We start from the raw sequence: 17,483 nt of genomic DNA, 5'->3' as shown, positions 1-17,483 counted from the left end.
GCTATAGGATCATCATGTCGGCTTCTTTCGTTCATCTTCGCCTGCACACCGAATACTCGCTGGTCGATGGCCTGGTGCGGATCAAGCCGCTGGCCAAGGCATTGGTGGCGATGAACATGCCGGCGGTCGCGGTCACCGACCAGAGCAACATGTGCTCGCTGGTCAAGTTTTACAAGAACGCCATGGGCGCCGGCATCAAGCCGATCTGCGGCGCCGACCTGTGGCTGGCCAACAGCGACCCGGATGCGCCGCTGTCGCGCATCTGCCTGCTGGCGATGGACGCCAAGGGCTACCGCAACCTTACCGAGTTGATCTCCCGCGGCTGGGTCGACGGCCAGCGCAATGGCCTGGTGATCATCGAGCGGCCGTGGATCGCCGAGGCCAGCGAGGGGCTGATTGCCCTGTCTGCGGCAAAGGAAGGCGACATCGGCATGGCGTTGCTCAATGGCAACCCGGATGAAGCCGAAGCGTTGCTGCGCGACTGGCTGCAGATGTTCCCGGAGCGCTTTTACGTCGAGGTGCAGCGCACCAACCGCGCCGGTGACGAAGAATACCTGCACGCCGCCGTGGCCCTGGCCGACAAGCTGGACGCGCCGCTGGTGGCGACCAACGATGTGCGCTTCATCAAGCAGTCCGACTACGATGCCCACGAAACCCGTGTGTGCATCGGCGAAGGCCGTGCCCTGGACGATCCGCGCCGCTCGCGCAACTACAGCGATCAGCAGTACCTGAAAAGCCCTGAGGAAATGGCCGAGCTGTTCAGCGACCTGCCCGAGGCGATTGCCAACACCGTCGAGATCGCCAAGCGCTGCAATATCCAGGTACAGCTGGGCAAGCACTTCCTGCCCGACTTTCCGACGCCCAACGGCATGGGTATCGACGACTACCTGCGCCATGTTTCCCACGAAGGCCTGGAAGAGCGCCTGGCGGTGCTGTGGCCCAAAGACACCACACCGAATTACGAAGAGAAGCGCCAGGTCTACCTCGACCGCTTGAAGTTCGAGCTGGATATCATCATCCAGATGGGCTTCCCCGGTTACTTCCTGATCGTTATGGACTTCATCAAGTGGGCCAAGAACAACGGCGTGCCGGTTGGCCCGGGCCGGGGCTCGGGTGCCGGCTCGCTGGTCGCCTACGTGTTGAAGATTACCGACCTCGACCCGCTGGCCTATGACCTGCTGTTCGAACGTTTCCTCAACCCGGAACGGGTATCGATGCCCGACTTCGACGTCGACTTCTGCATGGATGGTCGTGACCGGGTCATCGAATACGTGGCCGACGCCTACGGGCGCAATGCCGTGAGCCAGATCATCACCTTCGGCACCATGGCCGCCAAGGCGGTGGTGCGGGACGTGGCGCGGGTGCAGGGCAAGTCCTACGGCCTGGCTGACCGTCTGTCGAAGATGATCCCCTTCGAAGTCGGCATGACCCTGGAAAAGGCCTACGAGCAGGAAGAGATTCTGCGCGATTTCCTCAAGAGCGACGAAGACGCCAAGGAAATCTGGGACATGGCCCTCAAGCTCGAGGGCGTCTGCCGCGGTACCGGTAAGCACGCCGGTGGTGTAGTTATCGCTCCGACCAAGCTCACCGACTTTTCGCCGATTGCCTGTGATGAAGAGGGCGGCGGCCTGGTCACCCAGTTCGACAAGGATGACGTTGAGGCTGCGGGCCTGGTGAAGTTCGACTTCCTCGGTCTGCGAACCCTGACGATCATCAAGTGGGCGATGGAAACCATCAACCGCGAGCAGGCCAAGAAAGGCCTGGATGACCTGAACATCGACTTCATCCCGCTGGATGACAAGAAAACCTACGACCTGCTGCAAAAAGCCGAAACCACGGCGGTGTTCCAGCTTGAATCGCGGGGCATGAAGGAGCTGATCAAGAAGCTCAAGCCCGACTGCCTGGAAGACCTGATCGCACTGGTGGCGCTGTTCCGTCCCGGCCCGTTGCAATCGGGCATGGTGGATGACTTCATCAACCGCAAGCACGGTCGTGCGGAACTTGCCTACCCGCATTCGGATTATCAGTACGAAGGCCTCAAGCCCGTTCTGGCGCCGACCTACGGCATCATCCTGTACCAGGAACAGGTGATGCAGATTGCCCAGGTCATGGCCGGTTACACCCTCGGCGGCGCGGACATGCTGCGTCGAGCCATGGGTAAGAAAAAGCCCGAGGAAATGGCCAAGCAGCGCGGCGGTTTCATCGAAGGTTGTGCCACGAACAACATCGATCCGGACCTCGCCGGTAACATTTTCGACCTGGTGGAGAAGTTCGCCGGTTACGGCTTCAACAAATCCCACTCCGCCGCCTATGGCCTGGTTTCCTACCAGACCGCCTGGCTCAAGACCCACCACCCGGCGCCGTTCATGGCTGCGGTGCTGTCGGCGGATATGCACAACACCGACAAGGTCGTGACCCTGATCGAGGAAGTGCGCAGCATGAAGCTGCGCCTCGATGCGCCGGACGTGAACACCTCCGACTTCAAGTTCACGGTCAATGACGATGGCCGCATCGTCTACGGCCTGGGGGCGATCAAGGGTGTGGGTGAGGGGCCGGTCGAGGCCATCGTCGAAGCCCGCGCTGCTGGCCCGTTCAAGGACCTGTTCGACTTCTGCGAGCGGGTCGACCTCAAGCGCATCAACAAACGCACCCTCGACGCACTGATCCGTAGCGGTGCGCTGGATCGCCTGGGCCCGTACTTCCATGACGAGCTCAAGGCCTACCAGGCCAATATCGACCGCAACCGGGCGGTACTGCTGGCGGCGATGGAAGAGGCCATCAAGTCTGCCGAGCAGACCGCGCGCACGGCCGATAGCGGCCATGCCGACCTGTTCGGCGGGTTGTTCGTCGAAGCGGATGCCGACGTTTATGCCAACCACCGCAAGGCTCGCGAGCTGACCCTCAAGGAGCGCCTGCGCGGTGAAAAAGACACCCTGGGCCTGTACCTGACCGGTCACCCGATCGATGAGTATGAAGGCGAGATCCGCCGCTTTGCCCGCCAGCGCATCATTGACCTGAAGCCTGCGCGCGACACCCAGACCGTTGCCGGGATGATCATTGCCCTGCGGGTGATGAAGAACAAGAAGGGCGACAAGATGGGCTTTGTCACCCTCGACGACCGCTCCGGGCGCATCGAGGCGTCGCTGTTCGCCGATGCCTTCATGGCTGCCCAGGCGCTGTTGCAGACCGATGCTATGGTGGTGGTTGAAGGCGAGGTCAGCAACGACGATTTCTCCGGTGGCCTGCGCCTGCGGGTCAAGCGGGTGATGAGCATGGAAGATGCCCGCACCAACCTTGCCGAAAGCCTGCGCCTGAAGGTGCATGCCGATGCCCTCAAGGGGGACCGGCTGAGCTGGCTGGGCGAGTTGTTCAAGCGCCATCGCGGCGCCTGCCCGATCACCATGGAATATACCGGCAGCGATGCCAAGGCCATGCTGCAGTTCGGCGAAAGCTGGCGTATCGACCCGGCCGATGGCCTGATTCAGGCCCTGCGTGACCAGTTCGGACGTGAGAACGTCTTTTTGCAATATCGATGAATTTTTAATCTCGACCTGAATGCGCCTGATCCCTTAAGGTAGGGCGCCAAACGGATCAACCGGCCGGCCGCCTGGCCGTAGACCCAAGACGGATGCCTATGAACCCGAATTTTCTGGATTTCGAACAGCCGATTGCTGACCTGCAAGCCAAGATCGAAGAGCTGCGCCTGGTCGGCAATGACAACTCGCTGAACATCGGCGATGAGATCGCCCGTCTGCAAGACAAGAGCAGCACCCTGACCGAGAGCATTTTCGGCAACCTGACCAGCTGGCAGATCGCCCGCCTGGCCCGTCACCCGCGCCGTCCGTACACCCTGGACTACATCGAGCACATCTTCACCGAGTTCGACGAGCTGCACGGCGACCGTCATTTCGCCGATGACGCTGCCATTGTCGGCGGTATCGCGCGCCTGGACGACAAGCCGGTGATGGTCATCGGTCACCAGAAAGGCCGCGAAGTACGCGAAAAGGTACGCCGCAACTTCGGCATGCCGCGCCCTGAAGGCTATCGCAAGGCGTGCCGCCTGATGGAAATGGCCGAACGCTTCAAGATGCCGATCCTGACCTTCATCGACACCCCGGGCGCCTACCCTGGCATCGACGCCGAAGAGCGCAACCAGAGCGAAGCCATTGCCTGGAACCTGCGAGTCATGGCGCGCCTGAAAACCCCGATCATCGCCACCGTTATCGGTGAGGGTGGTTCCGGTGGTGCGCTGGCCATTGGCGTGTGCGACCAGTTGAACATGCTGCAGTACTCGACCTACTCGGTGATTTCGCCGGAAGGTTGCGCCTCGATCCTGTGGAAGACTGCCGAAAAGGCCTCGGACGCAGCCGAAGCCATGGGTATCACCGCCGAGCGCCTGAAAGGCCTGGGCATCGTCGACAAGGTCATCGCCGAGCCTCTGGGCGGTGCGCACCGTGATCCGGCGAAGATGTCCGCCAGCGTTCGCGGCGAGTTGATCGAGCAGTTGGACATGCTCAAGAAGTTCGACAACGACGCGCTGCTCAAGCGCCGTTATGACCGCCTGATGAGCTACGGGCTCTGATCTGAGGTCCATCGCCGGCAAGGCCGGCTCCCACAGGCATTGGGTTCACTACCGGACCTGTGGGAGCTGGCCTTGCCAGCGAACGAGTGCGCAGCACTCGTAAAAGAGGTCCATCCGATGCTCGATCTCTACCCAAGGCTGTCCCCCTGGCTAACCGCCCCCTCCTGGTGCATCGCCCTCTCCGGCGGCCTGGACTCCAGCGTCCTCCTGCATCTGCTGGCAACCCTGTCCCGCCAGCAACGCTTGCCGCCACTGCGCGCCATCCACATCCATCACGGCCTGCAAGCTGCGGCTGATGCCTGGCCGGAGCATTGTCAGCGCCTGTGTGACGATCTGGGCGTCGATCTGCAGATCATTCGGGTCAAGGTCGCCCCCGGTGCCAGCATCGAGCAGGGCGCCCGTGACGCGCGCTATGCCGCACTCGCCGATTCGTTGCGCCGTGATGAAGTCCTGTTGACCGGCCAGCACCGCGAGGACCAGGCCGAAACCCTGCTGTTTCGCCTGTTGCGCGGTGCCGGCCTGCGCGGCCTGAGCGCGATGCCCGAGTGGCGTCCGCTCGGGCAGGGCATGCTGGTGCGGCCGTTGCTTGGCGTTTCGCGCCATCAGCTGCGGTGCTATGCCCAGGAGCAGCACCTGGCCTGGATTGAGGACCCGTCCAACAGCGACACCCGGTTCTCCCGTAACTACCTGCGTCACCAGGTGTTCCCGGCGCTGCTGCAACGTTGGCCGCAGGCGGCGCAAAACCTGGCGCGCAGCGCCGAGCACCTGAGCGAAGCCCAGGGCCTGCTCGATGAGCTGGCGCAGGCGGACCTGGCCCAGGCGGCGACCCCGGCACCGTTCGCCTGGCTTGGCCTCGACTCGCTGGACCTCGAGGTGCTGCGCCAGCTATCCCCGGCTCGCCAGCGCAACGCCCTGCAGTACTGGCTGGCGCCGCGCACACGCTTGCCCGATAGCCGCCACTGGGCCGGCTGGGAGACCCTGCGCGACGCGGCATCCGACGGACGGCCACTGTGGCGCCTGACCGACGGTGAACTGCAGCGCGCCAATGGACGAATCTGGTGGCTGGCCGGTGATTGGCTGAAGCAGCCGGCTGGCCAGCCGATCTGGCCTGATCCGGCCCAGCCGCTGGCGTTGAACCATAACGGCAGCGTCAGCCTCAGCGGCACGTTGCCGCAGGGCCCCTTGCACATTGCCTACCGCCAGGGCGGCGAAACCCTGGCAGTCAGCGGCCGTGGCCAGCGTGACCTGAAGCGCCTGCTCAACGAGTCGCAGCTGCCGTCATTCGCCCGTTCGCGCCTGCCGTTGCTGTATTGCGCCGAGCAATTGCTGGCGGTGGCCAACCTGCCGGGGCTGAGCCAGGGCGACTGGCAATTGCATTGGCATGCGCCGACGAGCGAGCAAGGTTTGAGATGAAAGGCACATTCGGGTAGACTACGCTCCCTTCTTGATACAGCTTCTGTGGCTTCCCCGAAATCACAGCAGTTGCCGATTACCAAGCAGTTTTTTGCTGGGCGATTCTAAAAATGTTTAGCGAGCTCCTAGCCGGGTATCCAACCCCCGGTGTGACCAGACGCGGCAGTTTTTTAAGATGCACTGTGATTGACGCAGGTGATCGGGGGCTTCGGCCTTCCTTCGCTTTCCCCGGCGGCACTGACCGCTTTAACGCAGACTTCTAGGGTTTTTCATGACGCGCTACATATTCGTCACGGGCGGTGTTGTTTCTTCATTGGGGAAAGGCATTGCCTCGGCTTCATTGGCGGCCATCCTGGAGGCGCGGGGGCTCAAGGTCACCATGCTCAAGCTGGACCCGTACATCAACGTCGACCCGGGCACCATGAGCCCGTTCCAGCACGGTGAAGTGTTCGTCACCCACGACGGCGCCGAGACCGACCTGGACCTGGGCCACTACGAGCGGTTCATCCGCACGACCATGACCCAGAACAACAACTTCACCACTGGCCGTATCTACGAGCACGTGCTGCGCAAGGAGCGCCGTGGTGATTACCTGGGCGCGACCATCCAGGTCATTCCGCACATCACCGACGAGATCAAGCGCCGCATCATCAAGGGTGCCGGCGATGCCGACGTGGCCCTGGTGGAAATCGGCGGTACCGTGGGTGACATCGAGTCGCAACCGTTCCTCGAGGCTATCCGCCAGCTGCGCGTCGAAGTGGGCTCCAAGCGCGCCATGCTGATGCACCTGACCCTGGTTCCGTACATCGCCACCGCTGGCGAGACCAAGACCAAGCCGACCCAGCACTCGGTCAAGGAGCTGCGCTCCATCGGCCTGCAGCCTGACGTACTGATCTGCCGCTCCGACCATCCGGTGGATGTCTCCTCGCGCCGCAAGATCGCCCTGTTCACCAACGTCGAAGAGCGTGCGGTGATCTCCCTGGAAGACGTCGACACCATCTACAAGATCCCGGCCGTATTGCACGCCCAGGGCCTGGATGACTTCGTCGTCGAGCGTTTCGGCCTGCAATGCAACGGTGCCGACCTGTCCGAGTGGGAAAAGGTCGTCGACGCCAAGCTCAACCCCGAGCACGAAGTCACCATCGCCATGGTCGGCAAGTACATGGAGCTGCTGGACGCCTACAAGTCGCTGATCGAAGCGATGAGCCATGCCGGCATCCAGAACCGCACCAAGGTCAACCTGCGCTACATCGACTCCGAAGACATCGAGAACCAGGGCACCAGCCTGCTCGAAGGCGCCGATGCGATCCTGGTTCCAGGCGGTTTCGGCCTGCGTGGCGTCGAAGGCAAGATCACTGCCGTGCAGTACGCTCGCGAGAACAAGGTTCCGTACCTGGGTATCTGCCTGGGCATGCAGGTGGCGGTCATCGAATTCGCTCGTAACGTCATGGGCTGGAAAGACGCCAACTCCACCGAGTTCGATCGCAACAGCGGTCACCCGGTCGTTGGCCTGATCACCGAGTGGGAAGACGCCACCGGCGCGGTCGAAACCCGTACCGAAGCCTCTGACCTGGGCGGCACCATGCGCCTGGGCGCCCAGGAGTGCCAGCTGGAAAGCGGCTCCAAGGTCCACGATTGCTACGCCAAGGACGTGATCGTCGAGCGTCACCGTCACCGTTACGAAGTGAACAACAACCTGCTGCCGCAACTGGTCGAAGCCGGCCTGAAAGTCTCCGGTCGTTCCGGCGACGGCGCGCTGGTCGAAGTGGTCGAGTCCCAGGATCATCCATGGTTCGTCGCTTGCCAGTTCCACCCAGAGTTCACCTCGACTCCGCGTGACGGCCATCCGCTGTTCAGCGGCTTCGTCAAGGCGGCACTGGCTCAAAAGAACAAGGCCTGATTCATGACCCAGAAGATCATTCGCGTCGGTAACATCGAGATCGCCAACGACAAGCCGTTCGTCCTGTTCGGCGGCATGAACGTGCTGGAATCCCGTGACCTGGCCATGAAGGTCTGCGAAGAGTACGTGCGGGTTACCGAGAAACTCGGTATCCCTTACGTGTTCAAGGCCAGCTTCGACAAGGCCAACCGTTCGTCGATCAACTCCTATCGTGGCCCGGGCCTGGAAGAGGGGATGAAGATCTTCGAAGAGATCAAGAAGACCTTCAACGTGCCGGTCATCACCGACGTGCACGAGCCAGAGCAGGCTGCCGCGGTGGCCAAGGTCTGCGACATCATCCAGTTGCCGGCGTTTCTCTCGCGCCAGACCGACCTGGTGGTGGCCATGGCCAAGACCGGCGCGGTGATCAACATCAAGAAAGCCCAGTTCCTCGCACCCCAGGAGATGAAACACATCCTGACCAAGTGCGAAGAGGCCGGTAACGATCAGTTGATCCTCTGCGAGCGTGGTTCGAGCTTTGGTTACAACAACCTGGTAGTGGACATGCTCGGCTTCGGCATCATGAAGCAGTTCCAGTACCCGGTGTTCTTCGACGTGACCCATTCCCTGCAGATGCCGGGTGGTCGCGCCGATTCCGCCGGTGGTCGCCGTGCCCAGGTCACCGACCTGGCCAAGGCGGGCCTGAGCCAGGGCCTGGCCGGCCTGTTCCTCGAGGCGCATCCGGATCCGGACAACGCCAAGTGTGACGGACCATGCGCTCTGCGCCTGGACAAACTGGAGCCTTTCCTGGCCCAGCTCAAGCAACTGGATGACCTGGTGAAGAGTTTTCCGACGGTAGAAACCGCGTAATCCTCGATTCTCCGGTAAAGTACCCCCCGTTCAACCTCTGACCCTCGGGTCAGGGGTCTGCTTTCGCCGGGCCTGCCTGTTTTACATTGCCCGGCGAGCGGCAAGATTTTTCTCAGCTGCGTTGTTTTCGTCAATTCTGGAGTGCTTACAACAATGGCAAAAATCGTCGACATCAAAGGTCGTGAAGTTCTCGATTCGCGTGGTAACCCTACCGTAGAAGCGGACGTGCTGCTCGACAACGGCATCATCGGCAGCGCCTGCGCGCCGTCCGGTGCTTCCACTGGCTCGCGCGAAGCGCTGGAGCTGCGTGATGGCGACAAGAGCCGTTACATGGGCAAGGGCGTACTCAAGGCAGTTGCCAACATCAACGGCCCGATCCGCGACCTGCTGCTGGGCAAGGACCCGGTTGACCAGAAAGCCCTCGACCGCGCCATGATCGAGCTGGACGGTACCGAGAACAAGGCCAAGCTGGGCGCCAACGCCATTCTCGCTGTGTCCCTGGCTGCCGCCAAGGCTGCTGCCCAGGACCAGGACCTGCCGCTGTACGCGCACATCGCCAACCTCAATGGCACCCCAGGCCAGTACTCGATGCCGGTTCCGATGATGAACATCATCAACGGCGGCGAGCACGCCGACAACAACGTCGACATCCAGGAGTTCATGGTTCAGCCGGTGGGCGCCAAGACTTTCTCCGACGCGCTGCGCATGGGCACCGAGATTTTCCATCACCTCAAGGCTGTGCTGAAGGCCCGTGGCCTGAACACCGCTGTCGGTGACGAAGGTGGTTTCGCGCCTAACCTGGCATCCAACGAAGACGCGCTGTCGGCCATCGCCGAAGCCGTCGCCAACGCCGGTTACAAGCTGGGCACTGACGTGACCCTGGCCCTGGACTGCGCGGCCAGCGAATTCTTCGAAGACGGCAAGTACAACCTGTCCGGCGAAGGCAAGTCGTTCGACGCTGCCGGTTTTGCCGACTACCTCAAAGGCCTGACCGAGCGCTTCCCGATCATCTCGATCGAAGATGGCCTGGACGAGTCCGACTGGGCTGGCTGGAAGATCCTCACCGACAAGATCGGCGACAAGGTGCAACTGGTCGGTGACGACCTGTTCGTGACCAACACCAAGATCCTGAAAGAAGGCATCGACAAGAAGATCGCCAACTCGATCCTGATCAAGTTCAACCAGATCGGTTCGCTGACCGAAACCCTGGAAGCCATCCAGATGGCCAAGGCTGCCGGTTACACTGCGGTGATCTCGCACCGTTCGGGCGAAACCGAAGACTCGACCATTGCCGACCTGGCCGTGGGTACCGCTGCCGGCCAGATCAAGACCGGTTCGCTGTGCCGTTCCGACCGCGTCTCCAAGTACAACCAGCTGCTGCGTATCGAAGAGCAACTGGGCAGCAAGGCTGTGTACCGTGGCCGTGCCGAGTTTCGCGGCTAAGCAAGAGATGGTAAAAAGACCGCAGCAAAGCGGCGCCGAACGGTCATACTGATCGTTCAGAAGCCTTTGCTGCAGGTGTCTGAACACAAAGCCTGGCTTCGGCCAGGCTTCGTGCCATCAGCGACCTGCAGATATGGCGGTCTTTTCCACTGGATACCCTGATGCGCAGTCCTTATTGGTTGTTCCTCGTCTTGCTCCTGCTGCTCGGTGGCCTGCAGTATCGTCTGTGGGTGGGCAATGGCAGCCTGGCCCAGGTCGCCGAACTCAAGCAACAAATCGCTGACCAGCACGCCGAAAACGAGCGTCTGCTGGAGCGTAACCGCGTGCTTGACGCCGAAGTGCTGGAGTTGAAGAAAGGTATGGAAACCGTCGAAGAACGGGCTCGCCACGAACTGGGTATGGTCAAGGAGGGTGAAACCCTCTACCAGCTTGCCCAATGAACCAGACCTTGCCGGCCTTCTGGGCCGTGATTCCCGCCGCGGGTGTTGGCGCCCGCATGGCTGCCGACCGTCCCAAGCAGTACCTGCAACTGGGCGGGCAGACCATTCTCGAGCATAGCCTCGACTGTTTTCTTGACCATCCCTGTGTCAAAGGGGTGGTGGTCAGCGTTGCCGCTGACGATCCTTACTGGCCCGGTTTGCGCTGCGCCAGCGATCCACGTATCCAGCGCGCCGAAGGCGGTCGGGAGCGTGCCGACTCGGTGCTCAATGCCTTGCTGCTGCTGCACGCCCAGGGCGCGGCGGACAGCGACTGGGTGCTGGTGCATGACGCCGCGCGGCCGAACCTTGCACGCAGTGACCTCGACCGTCTGCTGGCCGAGCTTGCCAATGATCCGGTCGGTGGGCTGCTGGCGGTGCCGGCGCGCGATACGCTCAAGCGCGCGGATGCCAATGGTCGGGTCAGCACCACGATCGATCGCAGTACCGTATGGCAGGCCTATACGCCGCAGATGTTCCGCCTCGGTGCCTTGCACAGGGCCCTGGCCGACAGCCTGGTGGCTGACGTGGCGATCACCGATGAGTCTTCGGCGATTGAATGGGCCGGGCAGGCGCCGCGCCTGATCGAAGGGCGCAGCGACAACATCAAGGTCACCCGCCCGGAAGACCTGGAGTGGCTGCGCCAGCGCTGGGCCAAGCGCGGTTGAGCACTCTTCGCGGGGCAAGCCCGCTCCTACTGTAGGAGCGGGCTTGCCCCGCGAAGCTTTTCAGGCACCTCGATACTCAGGCAACCCCGCCAACCCCTCGCGCAGATAGTCCACCAGCTTGCGCACCTTCGGCGACAGGTGGCGCTGCTGCGGGTACAGCGCCCACACTGCTGTATTGGGCGGTTGATGAGCTTCTAGCAGCGACACCAGCGCGCCACTTTTGAGGTGTTCGAGTACGTAATAGTCTGGCAGCTGACACAAACCCATCCCCTGCAACGCTGCATCCAGCACCGCCTGGCCACTGTTGCAGCGCCAGTTACCCTGAACCCGCTGGCCGATTTCCCGCCCATCCAGTTGCAAAGCCCAGCTGTCGGAGCTGCCAATCAGGCAGTTGTGCCGCGCCAGCTCCGAGAGGCTGTGCGGCCGGCCGTAGCGTTCCAGGTAGGCGGGCGATGCACACAGGTACATGCGCCGCGGCGCCAGGCGCGTTGCCACCAGCCGCGAGTCTTGCAAGCGGCCCAGGCGAATGGCCAGGTCCATACCTTCAAGCACCAGGTCCAGGGTGCGGTTGCTCAGTTCGATATCCACCCGCAGTTGTGGGTACTGCGCCATGAAACGGGTTACCAGGGGCACGATAAAACGCTCGCCGTAGGCCACGGCGCAAGTCATGCGCAGCAGGCCCTTCGGTTCGCTGGTCAGGTCGCCCATGGCGCGCAGGGCTTCCTCGCGGCCATCTTGCAGGCGTTGGCAGTGTTGCAGGAACGTCTGCCCGGCCTCGCTCAGGGTTACCCGCCGGGTGCTGCGATAGAGCAGGCGGGTTTGCAGGCGTTCTTCAAGGCGGGCGATCTGCCGGCTGACGTGGGACGACGATACCCCCAGGCGCTCGGCGGCCGCAGTGAACTGCCCGGACTCGGCGACGGCGACGAACTCGTCGATGCCTTCCCAGCGGTTGCTCATTGATTATCCCTGTGTGGCAATAATGTTTTGTCTTTGTCTGGATTATTCATCAAATGTCGATGAATTACACTGCCAGCTTGAACTGACCCTTTGCTGGAGAAGATTGATGATCAAGTCCCGTGCCGCCGTTGCCTTCGAGGCCAAGAAACCGCTGGAGATCGTCGAAGTCGACGTGGCCATGCCCAAGGCCGGCGAAGTGCTGCTGCGCGTGGTTGCCAGCGGCGTCTGCCATACCGATGCCTACACCCTGTCGGGTGCCGACCCGGAAGGCATCTTCCCGTCGATCCTCGGCCATGAAGGCGGTGCCATCGTCGAGGCCATCGGTGAGGGCGTGACCTCGGTTGCCGTTGGCGATCATGTGATCCCGCTGTACACCCCCGAGTGCGGCCAGTGCAAATTCTGCCGCTCCGGCAAGACCAACCTGTGCCAGGCCATCCGCGCCACTCAGGGCAAGGGCCTGATGCCCGACGGCACTACGCGTTTCTCCTACAAGGGCCAGCAACTGTTCCACTACATGGGCACCTCGACCTTTTCCGAGTACACCGTGCTGCCGGAAATCTCCGTGGCCAAGATCCAGAAGGAGGCACCGCTGGAGAAGGTCTGCCTGCTCGGTTGCGGCGTGACCACCGGTATCGGTGCAGTGCTCAACACCGCCAAGGTCAAGCCGGGTGACACCGTGGCCATCTTCGGCCTGGGCGGCATCGGCCTGTCGGCGATCATTGGTGCGGTCAAGGCCAAGGCCGCGCGAATCATTGCCGTGGACATCAACCCGGGCAAATTCGAGATCGCCAAACAGCTCGGCGCTACCGACTGCGTCAACCCGAAAGACTACGACCGTCCGATCCAGGAGGTGATTGTCGACCTCACCGACGGCGGTGTGGACTTCTCCTTCGAGTGCGTGGGTAACGTGCAACTGATGCGCGCGGCGCTGGAATGCTGTCACAAAGGCTGGGGTGAATCGGTGATCATCGGCGTTGCCGGTGCTGGCCAGGAAATCTCCACTCGTCCGTTCCAGCTGGTTACCGGCCGGGTCTGGCGCGGTTCTGCCTTCGGTGGCGTACGTGGCCGCAGCGAGCTGCCAAGCTACGTGGAAATGGCGGAAAAAGGCGAAATCCCGCTGGATACGTTCATCACCCACACCATGGGCCTGGAAGACATCAACAAGGCATTCGACCTGATGCACGAAGGCAAGAGCATTCGCAGCGTCATCCACTTCTGAGGTCTGCCATGAGCCTGGAAAACATCTCCTGTCAGAAGAGCTTTGGTGGCTGGCATAAACGCTACCGTCATCGCTCCCAGGTGCTCGGCTGCGACATGGTGTTTGCCGTCTACCTGCCGCCGCAGGCCGAGCAGGGCGGCAAGCTGCCGGTGCTGTACTGGCTGAGCGGCCTGACCTGCACCGATGAGAACTTCATGCAAAAGGCCGGCGCCCACAAGCTGGCGGCCGAACTGGGGCTGATCATCGTCGCCCCCGACACCAGCCCGCGTGGCCCGCAGGTTCCGGGCGATCCGGAGGGTGCCTGGGACTTTGGCCTGGGTGCCGGTTTCTACCTCAACGCTACCGAACAGCCGTGGGCGCAGCACTACCGCATGCACGACTATGTGGTTGAGGAGTTGCCGGCTTTGGTCGAGGCGCATTTCCCTGCGTCCGCGCAGCGCGGTATCAGTGGTCACTCCATGGGCGGCCATGGTGCGCTGGTGTGTGCCTTGCGTAACCCCGGCCGCTATCGTTCAGTGTCGGCATTCGCGCCGATCAGCAACCCGATGGATTGCCCCTGGGGGCAGAAGGCTTTTAGCCGCTACCTGGGTGAAGACCGCTCCCGCTGGCGCGAGTGGGATGCCAGCGTGTTGCTTGCCCAGGGCAGCGAGCGCTTGCCGTTGCTGGTCGACCAGGGCGATCGCGATGATTTTCTCGACAACCAGCTCAAGCCGCAGGTGCTCGAGCAGGCGGCCAAGGCAGCGGGCCATCCGCTGACGTTGCGGCTGCAGCCGGGGTATGACCACAGCTACTACTTCATCGCCAGCTTCATCGATGACCACTTGCGTCATCATGCCGCAGCGCTGATCGGTGCGGGTAACTGATCCTACAAATCAAGCCCAAGCACCGGCAAAGCAGGTAGAATCACGCCCTGACTCAATCAGGGCGTTTTTTTATGCGTATTGGCCACGGCTACGATGTGCACCGTTTCGCGGAAGGCGATTTCATCACCTTGGGTGGGGTGCGCATTGCGCACAAGTTCGGGCTGCTGGCCCATTCCGATGGCGACGTCCTGCTGCACGCCCTGAGCGATGCCCTGCTGGGCGCTGCGGCGCTGGGCGATATCGGCAGGCACTTCCCCGACACCGATCCGCAGTTCAAGGGTGTAGACAGCCGCGTGTTGTTGCGCCATATCGTCAAGATCGTCCAGGCCAAAGGCTGGAAGGTCGGCAATATCGACGCCACCATCGTTGCCCAGGCGCCGAAGATGGCCCCGCATATCGACACCATGCGCCAGTTGATCGCCCAGGACCTGCAGGTCGAGCTGGACCAGGTCAACGTCAAGGCCACCACCACCGAAAAGCTCGGCTTCACCGGGCGTGAGGAAGGCATTGCCGTTCACGCCGTTGCGCTGTTGCTGCCGGCATGACCGAACTCGAACTGCTGGGCCCGCGTGCCGCGGGCGAAGCGCTGGGCAGCGCGATTCTCAAGGCCACCGCCGAAGACTTCCAGGTCGATGAAGTGCTCGACATTCCCCTGAGCGGGGCCGGTGAGCACTTGTGGCTGTGGGTCGAAAAACGCGACCTCAACACCGAAGAGGCTGCCCGCCGTCTGGCCCGCGCCGCGGGTGTGCCGGTACGCAGCATCAGCTATGCCGGCCTCAAGGACCGTCAGGCCCTGACCCGCCAATGGTTCAGCCTGCATTTGCCGGGCAAGGCCGACCCGGACCTGAGCGCCGCTGAAAACGAAACCCTGAGCATCCTCAAGCAAACCCGTCACTCGCGCAAACTGCAGCGGGGCGCGCATTCGGCCAATGGTTTTACCTTGCGCCTGACGGGCCTTAAGGCCGAGCGCGCGGCGCTGGATGCGCGGCTTGAGCAGATCCGCAGCCAGGGCGTGCCGAACTATTTCGGCACCCAGCGTTTCGGTCACGGCGGCGGCAATGTTCACGATGCCCGCGACTGGGCCAGTCGCCAGGCGTTGCCGGAGCAGCGCAACGTCCGCTCGCGGCTGCTCTCCAGCGCCCGCAGTTACCTGTTCAACCAGGTGCTGGCCCAGCGCGTCGCCGACGGCAGCTGGCAGCAGGCGCAGGTCGGCGATCTGCTGGCGTTTACCGACAGCCGCAGCTTTTTTCCGGCAGGCGAGGCCGAATGTTCCGATCCGCGCCTGGCCATTCTCGATCTGCACCCCACTGGCCCGCTATGGGGCGAAGGGCAGTCGGGCGCCACGGGGGCGGCCGGCGCGCTCGAGCAACGCATCGGTGAACAGCACGCTGCCTTGTGCCAATGGCTGGCTCGGGCGGGCATGAGTCACGAACGACGCATTCTGCGACTGCCCATTAGCGGGCTGACGTGGCATTATCCTGAGCCTGATATCCTGCAACTGGAATTCGTCCTTCCGGCCGGATGCTTCGCCACCGTGGTGGTGCGCGAGCTTGTTGATCTGGTGCCGGCAGGGCAGACGGACAGCCCATGCGTATTCTGATTTCGAACGACGACGGGGTTACCGCACCCGGTCTCGCCGCGCTGCATGCTGCGCTGGCGGATTATGCCGAATGTGTGGTGATCGCCCCGGACCAGGACAAAAGCGGCGCCAGCAGTTCGCTGACGCTCGACCGGCCGTTGTGCCCGCAAACCCTGGCCAATGGTTTTATCAGCCTCAACGGCACGCCGACCGATTGCGTCCACCTGGGGCTCAATGGCCTGCTGGAGCACACCCCGGACATGGTGGTTTCAGGTATCAACCTGGGCGCCAACCTGGGCGATGATGTGCTGTATTCCGGCACGGTGGCTGCGGCGCTGGAAGGGCGCTTTCTGGGTGGTACCTCGTTTGCCTTCTCGTTGCTCTCGCGCTTGCCCGACAACCTGCCGACAGCCGCCTATTTCGCGCGTAAACTGGTTGAGGCCCACGCCAGTCTCGAACTGCCGCCGCGTACGGTGCTCAACGTCAACATCCCCAACCTGCCGCTGGAGCACATCCGTGGTATCCAGTTGACCCGCCTGGGCCATCGCGCCCGCGCGGCGGCGCCGACCAAGGTGGTCAACCCGCGGGGCAAGGAAGGTTACTGGATCGCCGTGGCCGGTGATGCCGAAGACGGTGGCCCGGGTACGGATTTTCATGCGGTGATGCAGGGCTATGTCTCGATCACGCCGCTGCAGCTTGACCGGACCTTCAACGATGCCTTCGAGCGCCTCGATGGCTGGCTGGAGGGGCTACTCTGATGCGCGAACAGGATGATCTGATGCGCCATGGTATCGGTTTTACCTCTGAGCGAACCCGTGAACGGCTGATCAAGCGCCTGATCGAGGAGGGGGTATCCAACCCCAAGGTGATCGACGTGCTGCGCCGTACGCCGCGGCACTTGTTTGTCGATGAGGCCCTGGCCCACCGCGCCTACGAAGACACGGCCCTGCCGATCGGCAACAACCAGACCATTTCGCAGCCGTTCATGGTTGCGCACATGAGCGAGCTGCTGCTCGAAGCCGGCCCGCTCGACAAGGTGCTGGAGATCGGTACCGGCTCGGGATACCAGACCGCGATACTGGCGCAACTGGTCGAGCGGGTGTTTTCCGTTGAGCGCATCAAGGTGTTGCAGGATCGCGCCAAGGAGCGCCTGATCGAGCTGAACCTGCGCAATGTGGTGTTTCGTTGGGGCGATGGCTGCGAAGGCTGGCCGGCGCTGGCACCGTACAATGGCATCATCGTTACTGCCGTGGCGCCAGAAGTGCCACAGGCCTTGCTCGACCAGCTCGCCCCGGGCGGGCGCATGGTCATTCCGGTGGGGCCGGCCGGCGAAACCCAGCACTTGATGCTGATCGTGCGCGAAGAGCACGGCTTCTCGCGGCGGGTACTGGGAGCCGTGCGTTTTGTGCCGTTGCTCACCGGGCCACTGGCCTGACCGGGCTTTTTTTTCGCCTGGGCGAATTTCGGCGGCATTGCCCTGTCTATCTGGCGGGCTACCATAGTCTGTTGCAGATCACCTTTGGCAATTGCCTGA

Annotated in this window: 15 protein-coding genes; 14 read left to right on the top strand and 1 reads right to left on the bottom strand. The window is 62.6% G+C overall.

From position 1 onward, the window contains the following. The first annotated feature begins 14 nt into the window (after positions 1-14). The 8 genes from dnaE (at position 15) to ispD (ending at position 11,331) form a co-directional block, all read left to right on the top strand. The gene (dnaE, locus tag UW3_RS0119400) at positions 15-3,536 is read left to right on the top strand and encodes a DNA polymerase III subunit alpha (protein WP_010224829.1); all 3,522 of its coding nucleotides are present in this window, start codon (positions 15-17) and stop codon (positions 3,534-3,536) included. Between the two features lie 98 nt (positions 3,537-3,634). Then, positions 3,635-4,582 (top strand): acetyl-CoA carboxylase carboxyltransferase subunit alpha, encoded by a 948-nt coding sequence (locus tag UW3_RS0119395; RefSeq protein ID WP_010224828.1) that lies wholly within the window; start codon positions 3,635-3,637, stop codon positions 4,580-4,582. A gap of 117 nt (positions 4,583-4,699) precedes the next feature. Continuing rightward, positions 4,700-5,995: a tRNA lysidine(34) synthetase TilS gene (gene tilS, locus UW3_RS0119390; protein ID WP_010224827.1), complete on the top strand. Its 1,296-nt coding sequence runs from the start codon at positions 4,700-4,702 to the stop codon at positions 5,993-5,995. Between the two features lie 271 nt (positions 5,996-6,266). After that, positions 6,267-7,895, top strand: coding sequence for a CTP synthase (locus UW3_RS0119385; protein WP_010224826.1), 1,629 nt, complete (start codon positions 6,267-6,269; stop codon positions 7,893-7,895). Positions 7,896-7,898: 3 nt separating this feature from the next. Then, complete coding sequence (gene kdsA / locus UW3_RS0119380; RefSeq protein ID WP_010224824.1) at positions 7,899-8,744, top strand: 3-deoxy-8-phosphooctulonate synthase; 846 nt, start codon at positions 7,899-7,901, stop codon at positions 8,742-8,744. Between the two features lie 153 nt (positions 8,745-8,897). Then, the gene (eno, locus tag UW3_RS0119375; RefSeq protein WP_010224822.1) at positions 8,898-10,187 is read left to right on the top strand and encodes a phosphopyruvate hydratase; all 1,290 of its coding nucleotides are present in this window, start codon (positions 8,898-8,900) and stop codon (positions 10,185-10,187) included. A gap of 161 nt (positions 10,188-10,348) precedes the next feature. Next, complete coding sequence (gene ftsB, locus UW3_RS0119370) at positions 10,349-10,627, top strand: cell division protein FtsB (RefSeq protein WP_010224820.1); 279 nt, start codon at positions 10,349-10,351, stop codon at positions 10,625-10,627. Next, positions 10,624-11,331, top strand: a complete 708-nt coding sequence (ispD, locus tag UW3_RS0119365) for a 2-C-methyl-D-erythritol 4-phosphate cytidylyltransferase (protein ID WP_010224818.1) — start codon at positions 10,624-10,626, stop codon at positions 11,329-11,331. Before ftsB ends, ispD begins: the two co-directional genes overlap by 4 nt. A gap of 60 nt (positions 11,332-11,391) precedes the next feature. On the opposite strand, the gene UW3_RS0119360 is transcribed toward ispD, so the two are convergent. Continuing rightward, complete coding sequence (locus tag UW3_RS0119360; protein ID WP_010224815.1) at positions 11,392-12,288, bottom strand: LysR substrate-binding domain-containing protein; 897 nt, start codon at positions 12,286-12,288, stop codon at positions 11,392-11,394. Between the two features lie 106 nt (positions 12,289-12,394). Between UW3_RS0119360 and UW3_RS0119355 the strand changes: the two genes are divergently transcribed. The 6 genes from UW3_RS0119355 (at position 12,395) to UW3_RS0119330 (ending at position 17,384) form a co-directional block, all read left to right on the top strand. Next, positions 12,395-13,507, top strand: a complete 1,113-nt coding sequence (locus UW3_RS0119355; RefSeq protein ID WP_010224814.1) for an S-(hydroxymethyl)glutathione dehydrogenase/class III alcohol dehydrogenase — start codon at positions 12,395-12,397, stop codon at positions 13,505-13,507. A gap of 8 nt (positions 13,508-13,515) precedes the next feature. Then, the gene (fghA, locus tag UW3_RS0119350; protein ID WP_010224813.1) at positions 13,516-14,370 is read left to right on the top strand and encodes an S-formylglutathione hydrolase; all 855 of its coding nucleotides are present in this window, start codon (positions 13,516-13,518) and stop codon (positions 14,368-14,370) included. A gap of 71 nt (positions 14,371-14,441) precedes the next feature. Further along, complete coding sequence (gene ispF / locus UW3_RS0119345) at positions 14,442-14,915, top strand: 2-C-methyl-D-erythritol 2,4-cyclodiphosphate synthase (RefSeq protein WP_010224812.1); 474 nt, start codon at positions 14,442-14,444, stop codon at positions 14,913-14,915. Beyond that, a complete protein-coding gene (gene truD, locus UW3_RS0119340) occupies positions 14,912-15,970 on the top strand; it encodes a tRNA pseudouridine(13) synthase TruD (RefSeq protein ID WP_010224811.1) in 1,059 nt (352 codons plus the stop codon). Before ispF ends, truD begins: the two co-directional genes overlap by 4 nt. Then, a complete protein-coding gene (gene surE, locus UW3_RS0119335; protein WP_010224810.1) occupies positions 15,958-16,707 on the top strand; it encodes a 5'/3'-nucleotidase SurE in 750 nt (249 codons plus the stop codon). Before truD ends, surE begins: the two co-directional genes overlap by 13 nt. Beyond that, positions 16,707-17,384 (top strand): protein-L-isoaspartate(D-aspartate) O-methyltransferase, encoded by a 678-nt coding sequence (locus UW3_RS0119330; RefSeq protein ID WP_010224809.1) that lies wholly within the window; start codon positions 16,707-16,709, stop codon positions 17,382-17,384. Before surE ends, UW3_RS0119330 begins: the two co-directional genes overlap by 1 nt. Positions 17,385-17,483 lie beyond the last annotated feature (99 nt).

Origin of the sequence: Pseudomonas donghuensis (assembly GCF_000259195.1) — a bacterium.
Taxonomy (GTDB): domain Bacteria; phylum Pseudomonadota; class Gammaproteobacteria; order Pseudomonadales; family Pseudomonadaceae; genus Aquipseudomonas; species Aquipseudomonas donghuensis.
Note: the sequence above shows the minus strand (reverse complement) of the source record. Positions and strands in the feature narration are given on the sequence as shown.

Bases quoted from the DNA above. Each gene is read 5' to 3' on its own strand.
- dnaE (WP_010224829.1), top strand. From the start codon at position 15: ATGTCGGCTTCTTTCGTTCATCTTCGCCTGCACACCGAATACTCGCTG.
- UW3_RS0119395 (WP_010224828.1), top strand. From the start codon at position 3,635: ATGAACCCGAATTTTCTGGATTTCGAACAGCCGATTGCTGACCTGCAA.
- tilS (WP_010224827.1), top strand. From the start codon at position 4,700: ATGCTCGATCTCTACCCAAGGCTGTCCCCCTGGCTAACCGCCCCCTCC.
- UW3_RS0119385 (WP_010224826.1), top strand. From the start codon at position 6,267: ATGACGCGCTACATATTCGTCACGGGCGGTGTTGTTTCTTCATTGGGG.
- kdsA (WP_010224824.1), top strand. From the start codon at position 7,899: ATGACCCAGAAGATCATTCGCGTCGGTAACATCGAGATCGCCAACGAC.
- eno (WP_010224822.1), top strand. From the start codon at position 8,898: ATGGCAAAAATCGTCGACATCAAAGGTCGTGAAGTTCTCGATTCGCGT.
- ftsB (WP_010224820.1), top strand. From the start codon at position 10,349: ATGCGCAGTCCTTATTGGTTGTTCCTCGTCTTGCTCCTGCTGCTCGGT.
- ispD (WP_010224818.1), top strand. From the start codon at position 10,624: ATGAACCAGACCTTGCCGGCCTTCTGGGCCGTGATTCCCGCCGCGGGT.
- UW3_RS0119360 (WP_010224815.1), bottom strand. From the start codon at position 12,288: ATGAGCAACCGCTGGGAAGGCATCGACGAGTTCGTCGCCGTCGCCGAG.
- UW3_RS0119355 (WP_010224814.1), top strand. From the start codon at position 12,395: ATGATCAAGTCCCGTGCCGCCGTTGCCTTCGAGGCCAAGAAACCGCTG.
- fghA (WP_010224813.1), top strand. From the start codon at position 13,516: ATGAGCCTGGAAAACATCTCCTGTCAGAAGAGCTTTGGTGGCTGGCAT.
- ispF (WP_010224812.1), top strand. From the start codon at position 14,442: ATGCGTATTGGCCACGGCTACGATGTGCACCGTTTCGCGGAAGGCGAT.
- truD (WP_010224811.1), top strand. From the start codon at position 14,912: ATGACCGAACTCGAACTGCTGGGCCCGCGTGCCGCGGGCGAAGCGCTG.
- surE (WP_010224810.1), top strand. From the start codon at position 15,958: ATGCGTATTCTGATTTCGAACGACGACGGGGTTACCGCACCCGGTCTC.
- UW3_RS0119330 (WP_010224809.1), top strand. From the start codon at position 16,707: ATGCGCGAACAGGATGATCTGATGCGCCATGGTATCGGTTTTACCTCT.